This is a genomic window from Sporosarcina cyprini (assembly GCF_022048975.1).
Lineage (GTDB): Bacteria > Bacillota > Bacilli > Bacillales_A > Planococcaceae > Sporosarcina > Sporosarcina cyprini.
In genome coordinates this window covers 83,945-98,460 of record NZ_JAKMHX010000024.1, presented here as the reverse complement: position 1 = coordinate 98,460, position 14,516 = coordinate 83,945, and the positions used below count along the sequence as shown (strand labels likewise).

Sequence of the window (14,516 nt, the reverse complement as noted above, 5' to 3'; positions counted from 1 at the left end):
GATGAAAGAACAAATACTAGGCGTCAGTGTCAACACGGAAAGCTATGACGAACTCATCCCGAAGGTTTTCCAAAACATTGAAGACAAAAAGAAATCACTCGTCGTCGCCATCAACCCTGAGAAACTCATGAAGGCGAAAGACGATCCCGAACTGAAGGCGTTGCTGAACCGTGCGGAATTCCAAATTCCGGACGGGATCGGCGTCATCATTGCGTCAAAAATGAAAAAAGGCAACATCCGCTCTCGTGTCACGGGCGTCGACATGATGGACCGCGTCGTAAGGGAAGCGGCACGTACTGGTAAACGCATTTTTCTATATGGCGCCAAACCAGGCGTAGCTGACCAGGCAGCCGCGAAACTAGTGGAAACCTACCCGGATCTCATCGTAGCCGGCACGCAAGATGGCTACGAAAAGGATACGGATAAAGTGATTCAGACGATCAACGAAGCAAAACCGGATATCCTGTTCGTCGCCATGGGCTCCCCGAAGCAGGAACTATGGATCGAACAATACCGGGATCAGCTTCATCCGATTCTCTACCAAGGAGTCGGCGGATCGTTCGACGTGCTCGCCGGCAACATTAAACGTGCACCGGCCGCCTTCCAAAAAGTCGGTGCCGAATGGCTGTACCGTCTATTGAAGGAACCAAGCCGCCTTAAAAGGCAAATGGTCCTTCCAAAATTTCTATTAGAAATTCTAACAGGAAAAAAATAAAACCATACTTGTAATCTACTAAATAGGATGATAGAATACGTAAGTGTAAGGATAATTTCCTCTGTAGCATATATAACAAACGCCACGCAGGACGAAAACGGTTGGTTGACCGCACAAAAAGCCTGGAACAGCTCCCATCTGTTCCAGGCTTTTTGCATGCCCATAATTAACTCCCCCAAGATCCAAATACTTATTATTCCAGTCATATTCCTGATCTTTCCTGCATAACGTCAATACGAAGACAAGCACTACAAATCTATGTCAAAAAACACAACCTACTAACTTCGACAGAAAAAACATAGAAATACTTGATATATATTTGAAATACGATAGAATAGTAGAAGCGGCGGATAAATTCAGAGCATTTCTACTCTATGAATCTGGAACATTACTAATTTGTAATTGACATCCAAGCCGTGAATATCTATACTTTATTGTGTAATGCCTTCTACTTCCATTTTGCCGTGGGGTAGTTGACAAATTATTTTTTTCAATAAGAGGAGGAAATTATTCAATGGCTAACCAACCAACGAAGTATCGTAAGTTTGTAGTTGGCGCTGCATCAGCTGCTCTAGTAGCATCTGCAGTTGCACCCGTTGCAAGCGCGAAAACATTTTCTGACACAAAAGGGAACACACACGAAGCAGCAATCGACGCACTATCTGATGCTGGCGTAATCACAGGTTACGAAGATGGATCTTTTAAGCCAAACAAAACTTTGACACGTTCTGACGTTGTTAAATTGATGGGTAAATGGCTTGTCTCTGAAGGCTACGAAGTACCTGGAGACTACAAAACAAATATGCGTTTCTCTGACTTGACTGCTTCTTCTAACGATGAGCTTTTGAAATATGCTGCAGTTGTTAAAGACAACGGCGTATTCAACGGAAGCAACGGCCGCCTACTTGCTGGCGACGACATCACTCGTGAAAACATGGCAGTAGTTCTTGTTCGCGCGTTTGACACAGTTAATGATATCAATCTAGTAGAATACGTTGAAGGTCAAGACTTCAAAAAAGAAGTAACAGACCGTAACTCTGCTAAATCTGAAGCACGCACTGCTATCGATGTTCTAGATTTCTTCGACATCACAACAGTTGCTCAGTTCAACCCTAAAGCAACTACAACTCGTGGACACTTTGCTACATTCCTTCACAACTTCTTGAAAGCTGATCTTTCAAAAGTAACTGGAACAGTTGCAGGTGTAGCTTCTATTACAGCTATTAACAACACACACGTTGAAGTGAAATTTGTTGAAAAGGTAGAAGATCTTGCAGCACTTAACTTCAAAATTGAAGGCCTTGATATCACAAACAAAGTTATCAAGCAAACTGATGCAAACACTGTAGTATTGACTACAGCTCCTCAAAAAGCTGGCGAAACTTACAAAGTGTCTGCAAATGATAAAGAATTGGGTTCATTCATCGGAGCAACTGCGGTTATCCCAACATCTATCCAAATTACAACTCCTTCACTACAAGGTACAATTGGTAAAGATGTAACAGTACAAGCTAAAGTTGAAGTTGCAGCAGGCGAAAAGAAAGATGGTATTCCAGTTACTTTCAATATCGCTAATGGTGCAAACAATCAATTGAACGAGAAAATTGAAGTTGTTGCTTATACTAACGCTGAAGGTGTAGCTTCTTATACTTACACACGTTACTATGCAATTGATGACAATGTTACAGCTTATGCTACTCAAAAATCAGACAAATCTTCAGTAGGTAAAGTTTACTGGGCAAATGCAAAACAGTTAACAATCACTGAAGCTTCAGAAGGTAACACACTTGTAAACGGTGCTAAAAAAGTTTACGAAATCAATGCACCTGGAAAAGCAGGTCAATACGTTTTTGTAGCATTTGAAGAGAACTTGAATGTTACTCCAGACAAGGCTGAAGGAAAAGCTACAGTTGAAGGAGTAACAACTTATGTTGTTGATAAGAACGGAAATGTCCTTCTTGGAAATGCAAGCTATCCTTATCAATACACAACTGGCGGTACTGCAGTAACAGCTGTTAAATTAGACAGCAACGGTAAAGCAAACTTAGTTGTATCTGGAAAGAACGCAACTGTAACACCTATCGTATATTCAGGTGAGTATGGTTTTGCAACAAATACAACTAATTTGAATAAGGTTCCACTTTATTCAAAAACTGCTTTGCAAGATAAAGGTGCTACAGTTAAGTTTGAACTTAAGCATGAACTTGGTTTGAAATTAGAAGCAGCTGGTAGCTCTAATGCAGCAATCTGGTTAAACGATGTTGAGACTGGTGGACGTAACTATACTGCAACTTATACAGATAAAGATGGTAAAGTTGCATCTCCAGGAACAACAGTACGTGTTGCACTTCCTAATACAACACCATCCGTATTTGTTTTAGATAAAGATGGAAACGAGGCTGCTTATACCTCTGATGCAAAATATAAATACTATGATTTGAAAGTTGGTAAAGATGGGCAAGTGACGTTTACTGTTGCTTCTAAATCTGTCAACGCTTATGTTTCACCAGTCGTATTCATCGAAAATGGTGACGCTGCTGGATTAGATGCTAACGATCTTCAAGCAACTGGTGAAATCACATACTTCGTAAATGAAGTAACATATAACGCTGATTTAGATGATGGTTTTGGCGGAACAATTCCATATCTTGCTGGTGAAGTTGCAACTGCAACATACACATTAGTTGATCAAAACTACAAACCACGTTCTTACACTCAAGATACAGTAGTTTCGTTTGAAATTAAGGCAGGTACAGGTAATGTTACTGTTAATACATCTGCTGGTACAAAAACAATTCTAGCTGGTACGACTGGTACAGTTAAAGAAACAATTACAGCAGGAAATGTTGATACTTCTATCAGAGTTTCAGCAGCAGATCCGTCTTCAGTGTCTATCAATGCTACAGGTTCAAGAGCTGGCGTTGTTTTACCAACAACAGAAACATTGAACCTTAAGTTCTCACAATATGGTTCTGCACCTATTACTGGTACAGTTTCAAGCATTGATACAACTAATAAAGTTCTAACAATCAATGGTGTTGTTTATAGTTATGCTACTGCAAAAGAATATCAGATTGCAGGAAGCAAAGTAACCCAAGCTGCATTTGTTAAAGAAATTACAGCTGGCGTTTCCAAAGTTTCTGTTACAGTAGATGCTGAAGGCAAATTGACGTTTAATGTTCTAACTTCTGGTTACTCGAATGTTGTTTCAGCAGTAAATAGCGCTACAACATTAAACCAAGTTAAAGCTGCATTGGCTGGATATCCGTCTTATGAAAAGTTGACTGATGCTGATAAAGATACTATGGCGGCAGCAATTCTTTCAGATCTACAAGGTGGAACTACATTCACAGCAGCTTCATTGGAAAATAAAGTAGCAGCTGCGATTAAAATTACAGCAACAGCAACTTATGCAGCTGGATCAGCAGCAGTTACTGGAGCCAAAGCAACAGGCGTTTATACTAATGCCACAACACCAGCAAATACCTTAACTGTTGAATCAGCAGCAGGAGATACTGCTTATAACGGTGTTAAAGTTGTATTTGAAAAAGCTACAACTGTTGGTAATACTGTTACTACATCTTATGATGGAACATCAAAAACACTAAAAGTAATTCTTCCAGTTTCTGATGCTGTAAATGGAACTCTTGATGCAGCAGCTACTATAGCAAATGTAGCAACTGCAATTACTAATGATACTTCTACTTCACTTACTGCTACGGCTGCAGGATTTGCTGGTACAGAATCAGCATCAGAGTTACTTGGTAAGACAATTACACTAAGTGGTGCTACTGCATCTACTCCAGCTGTTGATGGAACATTGACTTTAACATTCTCTGAAGCCATTACGGCATTCACTGGTATTGTTCTAAATGACGGTGCTACAACAGCAATTAATAATTCACAGGCTGTGCTTTCTGATGACGGTAAAAAAGTTGTAATCACTTTGACTACTGCACAAGAAGCAGTGGTAGCTGCTCCAACTACAACAGCTATTACAACTGTCACTGTTACTCCTGAAGTAACAGGTCAAACAGTTACAGTTCCTGTAACAATTAAGAAATAATTAATAAATGGTGCAAGTCACCAACACAATTCAGATAAATGGTCTGAATTATAGAACAGCCAACTATCCTTCGGGACGGTTGGCTGTTTTTCTTTATTTCTGTCTAAGTCTTTACCAATCCACAGCAGTTAACTTCTTAGAAATCAGCTTCTGAACTGTATGACTTCAATAACTTTCTACTTAGATTTCTACAATAGTAACTATCTATTTTTTCTAGATCAACAATTTAGGCTAGAATAGTATAAGGATCCATTTTATTTGCGATACAGTACCGTATTAGTGGAAACCGGCATGGTATCTCGGACAAATGGACAAGAACCTATATTAGTCCAAGGAAGTAAATAACCTTGTAAGACTTCTTTAAGTTAGTCCCCTGTATTCTCTATTAAATAGATGTATTTTGAGTTTATTATTATAATCATATGAACAGAAAATACAGAGGAATATATTTGGTTTTAGGGAAAGGAGCTGAAATAAACAAATGAATGAGAAATCATATCATTCGAGTCGCTGATATTATTTAACAACAAAATATAGTGCCTACACTTTTGAGCGTAGGCACTATAAGGTATACCGGGCGAGAGCAGTATATAGAAGTTGAAAGGGTATAAATTAGAATTTAGAATTCAAAATTTATATCAAAACATCATGCCTAGCAGGCACCAACCCCGTATAATTCGCATAAAGCGCAGCCTTAGTGCGATCCCCAAGGTTCAATTTGGCCAATACTTGACTGACATGCTTTTTGACTGTGTTCTCCGTAATGTACAAGTTAGCCGCAATTTGTTTATTCGACAGACCCATACCGATTTTTTCTAATACTTCTTTTTCCTTAGAAGTCAGTTGAGCGATATTCTTATCATCTAACTGGGGATTCTTTTGGGATTCAAGTAACAGATCGATAATGTCTGGATCGTAATACTTCCTTCCTCTTTGAATGACGTGAACCGCATAAATTAATTCCTCTGGATAGGCATCTTTTGAAATATAACCATCCACGTCCATTGATTTAGCATGCTGAAAAGTCAGTGCATCTGTGGAGTGCGTCAGGATGGCAAATTTGCAGGTTTCCCCAAGTTGCCTCGCTTCTGTGATGACATCCATTCCACTCTCATTTTCTAGTTGAAAATCTACAATCGCCAAATCGGGTTTTTCTTTTTCAATCAGATAAAGTGCTTCTTGCTTGTTTCTTGCTTCACCGCAAACTTCGATTGTGCCATGCATGGACAGTATGGAGACCATGCCTTTTCGGATGAGCGTTTGATCATCTACCACTACTACTTTCATCAATGTAGAGAGCCCCCTTACTCAAGATTGAAGGACGTTTTTATCGGACGTCCTTATGTAATGAGGCCGGTTGCACCACTGACTCCCTACATCCCAGGTGCCCAGATAGAGGATGTAGTTCCTAGTCTCCCACTAGTCATTTGTTTCTACATATTAAGTATAAGTTGTCTTTGTTGCGGAACTTGTCAGTTTATTAGAAGCGCGAACCATCTATTTTTGATTGCTTTTGGTTCATTTCGTCTCTTTTTGTCCATTCTGCACTTCAAATGGACTAGTACTTATAGTTTACATGAATAAACAGAAAATGGAATGGCACGAAAGTGTGCCTTTAGCGTCACTCGAAAGACGAATGGGAAGAAGCCAAAAATTACCCATTGGAGGTGCGAGAAATAGTTTCTGGCTGTTTATACTAAACGTAGTTCCATTCTCATAGCGAATGAAGCGAAGTCCAAAGGGGGAGATGGTCTGTAGAAGGTGATCCTATGTCAAGATTGATACTACAAGAATGCTTGTGACGTTGATGACGGTACATGGCATAAGTAGATCAGATTCAATTGCTCCTCTGAGTGGATATAGAGTCTACTTGGGACTAATAGTAACTATTAGGAGCTAAACTAACTGCCAGGCTATGAAATGGTACATGAAACTACTTTGGCTTACTTGCGAGAAAGATGGATGGATTGTAAGAAAACAAAAACTAGGAATCTTAGGGAGGCTAATAAGTATGAATCTTAAAAAGAAGTTAGCAATGGGTATCGCAACGGGTGCTTTGGCTGTAAGTATGATTGGCGGAGGAACGTATGCTTATTTCAATGATGTGGAAACAAGCACAAACACGTTTGCAGCAGGAACATTGAATTTATCACTAAATCCTCAAGAAATAATAAATGTTGATAATATTAAGCCGGGCGATTGGATGAATAGATCCTTTAAGCTGAAAAACGATGGATCTCTTGATATTGCCAAAGTGCTGCTGAAAACAAATTATGAAGTCACAGACAAAGAGGGGAACAATGTTGATGATTTCGGGAAATATATTCAGGTGAATTTCATGTGGAATGTAGATAAATCAGCTTTAGGACCAATTTTAGATAAAGATTTAGTTGTTTTTGAGACTACTCTCTTTGATTTGAAAAATATGACCCCCGATGCTGTTGCTAACAAAGTGTTTATTCCCCGTATTGAAGAAATAGGAGGATTGAAAGCGGGGGATTCTGACGATCTAGTTGTTCAATTTCAATTCATTGATAATGGAGAGAATCAAAATGAATTCCAAGGTGATTCTCTAAAATTAACATGGGAATTTGAAGCATTACAAGGAAAAGGTCAAGCGAAGTAAAACAATGGGAGGAGAGCCCTTCTCCTCCCTCATTTCATTTCACCAATCCGTAGGTGCCCTTCCTTAAATTCATTTCTCAATATATAACCTTATTTATGTTTTGAGGAATGTATTTACGGAACCCAGCGATATGAAATTGAAAGGCGGGATCGGATTGAAAAGCAAGCGCAGACGAAGGTATAAGAAGAATCATCGCGCTTTATTGTTTTATCTTAAGATAGCTTTGATCTGCTACTTATCCATATTTGGCGTTAGTTATATGTCGTCTGGCACTTCTGCGTTTTTGAGCAGCCGAGCGGAAGTTTCGCAAGGCATCACAGCTGGTATCTGGACTGAGCAGCAAGTCATTGTGAATGAATGCGGAGAGATTGAAATTATAACCGTAGACTTGCGGAAACAAAACGATAAAACTCCCGAGAAGCAAGATGAGGGAGCTTCGAAAGAATCAAAGGGCGAAGAGGCTTTAACGGAAGAGGAGAACGGTACCGAACTAGATGGTGAAGGTGAGAGTTCTCAGGAGACTTCGGAAGAAGCAGTGCCGATTGAGGTAATAGAGGATGAAGAGGCTAACGTAGAAGAGCCGCCTCTTCAAATAGTCGAGAAAGATCCTGCAACTGTTGAGGAAACGGTTGGGAAACGTGGTGATGAAGAGAGCACTGATGAAGAAAGCAAGGAAAATAGCGAAGAGCCAAATGGCGATGTAGATAGTTCTGAGGAAACATCGAAAGAAGAAGGGGCACCTGGTGAGGAAACTGCAGCTGAAGATCAAAAGAGCGAAGATGAACTAGCACAGGATAAAAGTGAGAAGGAAGCTGACTCGAACGACAAGAAAGAAAACGAGTGTGGGAAGAAAGACGGCGAGTCGGAGGAAGAGGACGACGCTAAAGATGCCTCTGACAATGACCAATGTACTCACGACGAGGAAAGACTGGTTGAAGAGGAAGAAGCAGATTCAAGTAAAACAGGCGAAAAAGAGTGCAAGAAAACAGAAGAACCTGAAATAGGTGCCGAAAAAGAAAAAGTTGTAGACGATACAGAAGCAACCGATCCTGGAGAAGAGGCTGATGACACTGATGATGCCAATCTGGATAGTGGAGAAGATGATGAGTCTAATGAGGAAAGCGTAAGTGAGTCGGATGACGATAATGAACAAGGAGATACAACTAAGAAAAATAAAAAGAAGAAAAAGGCTAAGAAACCGACTGACAAAAAGCCCGTAAAAGATCAAACGCCAGCAAACAAAGAAGATGAGAACGTAGCAGTAAAAGAACAAAAACAGAAAGTGGAAGGTGATTCGGATGAGAAAGAGAAGCAAAACACAGAAGGTAACGAAAAAGGTGACGAAGTGGGTCAATAATATCATTTCGGGAATTTTGATGTTGCTGCTGATCACTGTGGCGGCTGTCGTTGTCATATCAAAAGCGTCTGGCGGGGAGCCTGAGATTTTTGGCTATCAGTTTAAAACGGTTCTGTCGGGATCAATGGAGCCTGGCATTCAGACTGGGTCAATCATTGTAGTGAAAGCAGCTGAGGATAAAAACGCATTTAAAACCGGCGATGTCATCACGTTTCAAGAGGAAGAGGGTATTTTGATTACCCACCGTATTACAGATATCGTTAAAAGTGGAGATTCCGTCTTGTACCGGACAAAAGGGGATAACAACAATGGGGAGGACATGAACCCGGTTCTTTCGGACAATGTCGTAGCGGAATATACAGGCCATACGGTTCCTTATGTCGGCTATTTCATCAACTTCGCACAGTCGAAAAATGGCGCGTTTCTTCTATTAATACCGGGATTCTTGTTGCTCATCTATTCCGCGTTTACGATTTGGAAAGTACTTTCCGCAATCGAATTGTCTCCCAAGAAACAGGCAGATTTAGCAGGAGAAGAGGGTGGAAACCCCTCTTCCTGAATCGAACGGTAGGAAATGGAAGGAGACAGCACCGTAATGAAGCTTTTAAAGATTATTCCCATACTATTAATCGTTTGTGGGATTCTACTATTCCCGATCGCGAGCGTTTTGGCTGATGAAAATAATAGTGCGGACAATCAGGAGATCAACATCAGCCTATCTCCCAAAGAGACGTTGTTCGACGTAAGCAACATGAAGCCAGGTGACTGGGCTCCGCGTACACTTACAATCACTAATGCAGGTAACAAAGAGTTTGCCTACTACATGCAACTGAAGAACAACGGCGATGAAAAGTTGTTTAATGAACTGATGATGGAAGTAAAGGCTGGCAATGAAGAATTGTATAATGGAAAATTAGCTGCCTTTACGACGTTGCCTGCAAGAAACCTGGCGAGCGGAAGCGAAGAGAAATTAGATATTACCATCCGATTTCCAGAGCATCTTGGAAACGATTTTCAAGGATTGCAGGCAGCTTTCATTCTGAACTTTACAGCGGAAGGGAAAGCAAGTGCTTCTTCGCAAGCCGTAACAAAAGCCCGGATTGACAGTGGTGACGCTTCTTCATCAGGCGGTTTCAAATTGCCTGCCACCTCTACGAATATGTTCAATATTTTATTGCTCGGCTCTGTATTGGTTGTAGTTGCTATTGCAATCATGGTTGTCGCGTATGTTAGAAGGATGAAGGTTGCACAATAATATGGTTGAAAAAGCTGCCGTACTGTGCAGCTTTTTTGATTGGAGAGGAGGTGAGCTGGATTGGTAAAGAAAATAGCTTTGCTCTTGTTTGGAGTAGGCCTGTGCCTCATCGGGTATGCGCTTATGCAAATGCTCTCCTCTAATCAATCTGAAAAAGCTGCACTAGCTGAAGCGAAAGATTATTTGAAAATGGCTTCCTTGTTGGATGAGAAAACAATATTTGAAAAACAAGATACCCTCGAACTGTCATTCCAAAACGGAGAAACGATCGGCATACTCCAAATTCCGAACCTGGACAAAGAACTTCCCATCGTAGAAGGTACAGATGATATCGCTTTGAAGCAGGGAGTCGGTCATTACTCAGGCACCGTGTATCCTGGAGAGAAAGACCAGATTTTATTCTCTGGCCATCGGGATACTGTCTTTACTGGACTCGACAATTTGCAAAACGGAGATTCCATCATCGTGAAAATGGCTCATGGCACGTTTACGTATGCGATTGTGGGCACGGAGATTGTAGAAGAGAATGATGAAACGGTCATTCGCTCTACGGCCCCGGAGGAATTGCTGACTCTGTCCACATGTTATCCATTTCGGTATATTGGCAATGCGCCGCAGCGATATGTTGTGTATGCAAAGCTGGTTGAAAGTAGTCTTTGACAAGAGGCGAGAATATATTTGACTGTTTTGGTTAGCTGTTGATTCGGAGGAATTAGTCGTTATGCTCGCAGACGATTGTTTATGTGCGGGTCATCCTGTTTAATACGCGCATGCAGGTCTGTTGTTCGGGTTGGGTGATATTATGTGTAGAAACAGCTGGTATTGTGTGCGTATTAAAGTAACGATTACACTAAAAAAACGAAACGCTGTGTACCTCAAGCGTTTCGTTTTTTGTTACTTCAAATTTTTATCAAAGAAATCAATCATCGCGCGATAAAACTCAATTCGATTCTCCTCATTTCGGAAGCCATGACCTTCATTTTCCTTTAGCATGTATTCCACATCCACGCCTCGCTTCTGCAAAGCTTCCACAATCTGATCTGATTCAGCCTGATTGACACGCGGGTCGTTCGCACCTTGAGCTACAAAAAGAGGCGTCTTAATTTTGTCGACGTGGAAGACAGGCGAGATGGCTTCCAACAGTTCTTTATCGTCAATTGGATGTCCGACTCGTTTGTAAAAATCATTGCGAACGGTTTTCCAATAAGGCGGGATCGTGTCGAGCAATGTGAAGATGTTAGAGACACCCACATAGTCCACCGCTGCGGCATATAGATCAGGTGTGAACGTGATGCCGGCTAATGTGGCATAGCCGCCGAACGAAGCTCCATAAATGCCAATGCGGTCAGGATCAGCGATACCTTGATCGATGGCCCATTGTACGCCGTCCGTAATGTCATCCTGAATCTTTAAGCCCCATTGTTTATTACCCGCATCGGTAAAGGCTTTACCGTATCCAGTCGAGGAGCGGAAGTTTACTTGGAGTACAGCATATCCTCTGTTGGCCAGCAGCTGAACTTCTTGATTGAACCCCCACGTATCACGAGCCCAAGGACCGCCGTGAGGATTAACGATCAAAGGCAATTGCTCAGGCTTCTTATTTTTAGGAAGTGTTAAGTAACCATGGATGGTGAGGCCGTCTCGGCTTGTGTAGGAAATCGGCTGCATGTCTGCCATGGCGTTTCGGTCGAGCCAAGGGGCAAGCTCTGTCAACTTGGTTAGTTCTTTTGTTATCGAGTCATAATAATAGTAGGTACCAAATTCTTTATCGCTTGTTACGAGGACGATGAACTTGGTCATATCTTCATTATGGTCATCAAGAATTAATTCGCTTTCGCTCACTTGAAGTTCGTCCTTCAAATAGTTGAAAATGTTCTCTAATTCTTTATCGAAGAACACATAATGCAGTTTGTCCGTCACATACGTGGTTGCCAGAAGTGCATCCTTCTTTTTGTCATAGAGAGCGTCCTCCACGTCAACCTGTGGATTGGCATAAAGAAGTTTCTCCTTAGCATCCAAATCAAACACAACCAACTCCATCTTATCTCGTCCTTTATTGGTCAACGCATAAATGGATTGATTGTCTTTAGAGAAGGCAATCGGTGAAATCTCGTCACTTTTATTCGTTTGAAGAAACGGTTTGAAGTCATCCTCCTCGGTTGCACGGTAGAGAACGGTGCTATCGACCCCGTCCGTTTCGATCGCAATCCGAATCTTGCCGTCATGATCCGCAAGCCAGCTCACAATACTGCCAGAATTCTTTGCAACAAGCTTCATGTCACCAGTTTTGACATTCAATTTATAAACGTCAAAGACCGTCGGATCCGCTTTATTCAAGCCGATAAGAATTTCATTTGGAATACCGGATAAACGGCTGATCAGTTGAACTTTAACATTCGGAAATGGTGTCAAGTCCCGTTCTTCCTGCCCATTAAAGCTCGATGAATAGAGATGGAAGTTTTCATCACCGCCTTCATCTTTCAGATAGAGGATATGATTATCCTTCCAGAAGGAAGCAGCAACATCTCGATCTTTTGAGCTGCTTACTCGAACCGGTTCACCATCGCCATGCATCTTTTGGACATAGACATTCATTCGATTTTCCCAAGCAGAACTAAAAGAAATATATTCCCCGTCTGGTGACAACTCATAGTCAAGCTCACCTGGATTTCGCATAAAGTCCTCTACGGAGATTTCTTTTACTTCTTTGGTATTGGCCTCTCCATTGTTATTCTCCATCTTCTCAGCTGTAACAATTTCTTGAGATTGAGTCTTCAAAATTGGTGCATCCACTTCAACCTTTTCGGAAATCATTGCAATCACTTGATCAAGCGAATCGTTGGCCACAGTGCTGAGTGGATAGGCTGCGAGAAGTGTAAAAGCCATTGCTGCGGATATCCCGGATCTTCTCAATTGTTAGATCCCCTTTCGTGTAATGAGTTAAAGAAAATAGTGTAGTGCATTAATAAGACTTTCAGTCCTTAGTATGTCTCTTCTTTCAAAAAGTTGGGATGGGAAATTTAGGAGGAGTTAATCTGCAGAAGAAAAAAACAGCAAAATTAGAATTTTGTTAGTTACAATATACGAAATCCCGTTATTCGTGTTCATACTGTTGTTATAAGATGAGAAGGCAAACGAGGAATAAATATGGAGGGTTTTACAACCCTCTGAAACACCAGGGTATTCGTCGAGAAAAAGACTAGGCGGATTAGCGTATTACCAGCTGCACGAGCTCAATAACTTAATCATTAGTCCACACCAGTATGTCTAAACAACTATTCGTATCCAATAATAAGAAAATATAAAAAATAAAACCATCCAAAACCTGTTTTGCGACGAAGCACGACAAAATAGCAGGGAAAGCAACAAAACTAGAAGCAGAGCAGTCGCAGTAGCTGACAGGATATTCTAATTTCATCGCGTATACTAATAGTACAAGCTTAATAGAGAAGGAAACGTTGAAGTGCAACCCCCATCTGGGCACCTGGGTTGCATGGAGTGAGTGGTGCAACCGGCCTAATTGTACTCGGATTTTTCCGTGTATCATTGGGCCTTTTCCATTTGAGTGAAAATAATTGAGTTGAGGTGATTGTGCTATGAGAGTAGTCATTGTAGATGATCATCCAGTTGTCCGAAGAGGAATGGCAGCCGTTCTGGAACAGCTGGAAAAATTCGAGGTCGTTGGGGAAGCTTCGGACGGTAAGGAAGCGATCAAGCAAATTGCGGACAAATTGCCGGAATTAGCGATCATTGATCTGAGTTTAGGTATGGAGTCGGGACTGGATCTCATCGCAAAAATCCAGCAGCAAGGATTGCGTTGTCAGTTTATTGTCCTGACGGCTTCTCCGGACAAAGAAAGCTTTAAACAGGCGAAAGAATTAGGGGTTTCCGGCTATATTTCCAAGGAAGCTCTACCCGAAGAGTTAGTTCATGCCTTACAGATGGTAGGAAAAGGGCGAACGTATTATGATTCTCGTATTTTGGAACAGGTAGTCGGCATTCATTCCGAACGGGTTGCCAAGACGGATATACTAACGCCTAAGGAGACAGAAGTATTGATTGAACTGGGGAAAGGGCTTTCCAATAAAGAAATCTCCCAGATGCTTTTTATCACGGAGTACACTGTGAAAAAACATGTGAGCCAAGTATTAGGCAAATTGAATTTGGCCGATCGGACCCAAGCAGCTCTGTATGCGAATGCGATGGGGCTCGTCCGTTATGTTGTGAATTAATGAAATATTTTATTCAAAAATCTGCGCATTTACCGCAATTTTAATTCCTCTTCTCAATAATTTTTCCTTTTGAAGCGAGACCGCTATTTCAGATCCTGAATAGCGGTTTTGCTTTTTTGAATCCAGAGTGATCGTACTACTATTGAACCTTTCCTAGTCACCTTTCTCCTTATTTGTTAGTGCATTCCAACGGCTGCTTAAATAGAGGTATTTATAGTAATAAAGGACTGTTTATTGTGGGAAAAGTATTCATTTCCAACTTGAT

General features: G+C 41.2%; 10 protein-coding genes and 2 riboswitches. Of the genes, 8 read left to right on the top strand and 2 right to left on the bottom strand.

Going from position 1 to position 14,516, the window contains the following annotated elements; genetic code table 11:
- Window position 1 precedes the first annotated feature (1 nt).
- Window positions 2-715 (top strand): WecB/TagA/CpsF family glycosyltransferase, encoded by a 714-nt coding sequence (locus tag L7D49_RS10195; protein ID WP_238080730.1) that lies wholly within the window; start codon window positions 2-4, stop codon window positions 713-715.
- A gap of 514 nt (window positions 716-1,229) precedes the next feature.
- Window positions 1,230-4,781, top strand: coding sequence for an S-layer homology domain-containing protein (locus L7D49_RS10190; RefSeq protein WP_238080729.1), 3,552 nt, complete (start codon window positions 1,230-1,232; stop codon window positions 4,779-4,781).
- 633 nt (window positions 4,782-5,414) lie between these two features.
- Here the strand turns inward: L7D49_RS10190 and L7D49_RS10185 are convergent.
- Window positions 5,415-6,068: a response regulator gene (locus tag L7D49_RS10185; protein WP_238080744.1), complete on the bottom strand. Its 654-nt coding sequence runs from the start codon at window positions 6,066-6,068 to the stop codon at window positions 5,415-5,417.
- Between the two features lie 55 nt (window positions 6,069-6,123).
- A riboswitch (cyclic di-GMP riboswitch) is annotated at window positions 6,124-6,206 on the bottom strand.
- A 586-nt stretch (window positions 6,207-6,792) separates the two neighbouring features.
- On the opposite strand from L7D49_RS10185, the gene L7D49_RS10180 reads away from it, so the two are divergent.
- The 5 genes from L7D49_RS10180 (at window position 6,793) to L7D49_RS10160 (ending at window position 10,679) form a co-directional block, all read left to right on the top strand.
- Window positions 6,793-7,407: a TasA family protein gene (locus L7D49_RS10180; RefSeq protein ID WP_238080728.1), complete on the top strand. Its 615-nt coding sequence runs from the start codon at window positions 6,793-6,795 to the stop codon at window positions 7,405-7,407.
- A 130-nt stretch (window positions 7,408-7,537) separates the two neighbouring features.
- A complete protein-coding gene (locus L7D49_RS10175; RefSeq protein ID WP_238080727.1) occupies window positions 7,538-8,764 on the top strand; it encodes a putative sodium/potassium/calcium exchanger in 1,227 nt (408 codons plus the stop codon).
- A complete protein-coding gene (sipW, locus tag L7D49_RS10170) occupies window positions 8,706-9,323 on the top strand; it encodes a signal peptidase I SipW (protein WP_238080726.1) in 618 nt (205 codons plus the stop codon). The genes L7D49_RS10175 and sipW overlap by 59 nt, the downstream gene beginning before the upstream one ends.
- Window positions 9,324-9,359: 36 nt before the next feature.
- Window positions 9,360-10,019 (top strand): CalY family protein, encoded by a 660-nt coding sequence (locus L7D49_RS10165; RefSeq protein WP_238080725.1) that lies wholly within the window; start codon window positions 9,360-9,362, stop codon window positions 10,017-10,019.
- 60 nt (window positions 10,020-10,079) lie between these two features.
- The gene (locus L7D49_RS10160) at window positions 10,080-10,679 is read left to right on the top strand and encodes a class D sortase (RefSeq protein ID WP_238080724.1); all 600 of its coding nucleotides are present in this window, start codon (window positions 10,080-10,082) and stop codon (window positions 10,677-10,679) included.
- A gap of 234 nt (window positions 10,680-10,913) precedes the next feature.
- Here the strand turns inward: L7D49_RS10160 and L7D49_RS10155 are convergent, their stop codons facing one another.
- Window positions 10,914-12,905 carry a S9 family peptidase gene (locus tag L7D49_RS10155; RefSeq protein WP_418895874.1) on the bottom strand — a complete coding sequence of 664 codons (1,992 nt, stop codon included), beginning with the start codon at window positions 12,903-12,905 and terminating at the stop codon, window positions 10,914-10,916.
- A gap of 557 nt (window positions 12,906-13,462) precedes the next feature.
- Window positions 13,463-13,545: riboswitch (cyclic di-GMP riboswitch) on the top strand.
- A 70-nt stretch (window positions 13,546-13,615) separates the two neighbouring features.
- Here L7D49_RS10155 and L7D49_RS10150 point away from each other — a divergent pair.
- On the top strand, window positions 13,616-14,251 hold the full coding sequence (locus L7D49_RS10150) for a response regulator transcription factor (protein WP_238080722.1): 636 nt from the start codon (window positions 13,616-13,618) through the stop codon (window positions 14,249-14,251).
- Window positions 14,252-14,516 lie beyond the last annotated feature (265 nt).

What these genes read in the sequence shown, in the direction of transcription:
- L7D49_RS10185 (WP_238080744.1), bottom strand. Translation starts at nt 6,068, where the DNA reads ATGAAAGTAGTAGTGGTAGATGATCAAACGCTCATCCGAAAAGGCATG.
- L7D49_RS10150 (WP_238080722.1), top strand. Translation starts at nt 13,616, where the DNA reads ATGAGAGTAGTCATTGTAGATGATCATCCAGTTGTCCGAAGAGGAATG.
- L7D49_RS10165 (WP_238080725.1), top strand. Translation starts at nt 9,360, where the DNA reads ATGAAGCTTTTAAAGATTATTCCCATACTATTAATCGTTTGTGGGATT.
- L7D49_RS10180 (WP_238080728.1), top strand. Translation starts at nt 6,793, where the DNA reads ATGAATCTTAAAAAGAAGTTAGCAATGGGTATCGCAACGGGTGCTTTG.
- L7D49_RS10195 (WP_238080730.1), top strand. Translation starts at nt 2, where the DNA reads ATGAAAGAACAAATACTAGGCGTCAGTGTCAACACGGAAAGCTATGAC.
- L7D49_RS10190 (WP_238080729.1), top strand. Translation starts at nt 1,230, where the DNA reads ATGGCTAACCAACCAACGAAGTATCGTAAGTTTGTAGTTGGCGCTGCA.
- sipW (WP_238080726.1), top strand. Translation starts at nt 8,706, where the DNA reads ATGAGAAAGAGAAGCAAAACACAGAAGGTAACGAAAAAGGTGACGAAG.
- L7D49_RS10175 (WP_238080727.1), top strand. Translation starts at nt 7,538, where the DNA reads ATGAAATTGAAAGGCGGGATCGGATTGAAAAGCAAGCGCAGACGAAGG.
- L7D49_RS10155 (WP_418895874.1), bottom strand. Translation starts at nt 12,905, where the DNA reads ATGGCTTTTACACTTCTCGCAGCCTATCCACTCAGCACTGTGGCCAAC.